Raw genomic sequence first — 546 nt, 5'->3', positions numbered from 1 at the left:
CGGATGCTTATGGTCGAATTTAGCTGAGTACTGGTACTCGTCCCTGCGCGGCGCGCATATACTGTAGGTTCGTGGATTTTCTAAATCTGCCTTTTGCTGTAGGCACTCTGATGGATTAAAGGTAAAAATCGGATTGTCTCGCAAGAGAAGTAGAGGAGTTTCTCCGAGTTCTTGCCATGCAGCCGCTTGACTTTCACGTACTTGTTCAGGCGTACCAGACTGCAAGGAAGTGCCGAGGGTAACAACCAGATCTGGCTTGATTTCGTTACGAATCATATCGACGGCTTGCTTGTTCCACTCTATACAGTGCGGACTAACTTCCAGTTCGGGTTCGTAAACATCTTGATCCAGGCCTAGTTGACACCCGCTTCGTTCCAAAAGAATGAGTCTCCACTTATATTGCGCTGCCATTTCCGCAAACGCAGGCCACCATTGTCCAACGTGGGAGCCGCCCGTTAGCACAACAGTCTTCTGTGCGTTTTCGGCGCCAAACTCGCAAGTGGTTGGAAAAGTGCGGGTGGAACTGTACCCAGGAACGCAGCTCTC

1 protein-coding gene is annotated in these 546 nt (G+C 50.4%); it reads right to left on the bottom strand.

The window, feature by feature from the left end; all coding sequences use genetic code 11:
- On the bottom strand, window positions 1–546 hold a 546-nt coding region (locus HMPREF1627_RS10670), incomplete at both ends, for an SGNH hydrolase domain-containing protein (protein WP_267958462.1).

Source organism: Actinomyces sp. S6-Spd3 (assembly GCF_000758755.1).
Classification (GTDB): domain Bacteria; phylum Actinomycetota; class Actinomycetes; order Actinomycetales; family Actinomycetaceae; genus Pauljensenia.
This window is presented reverse-complemented; position numbering and strand designations above follow the sequence as displayed.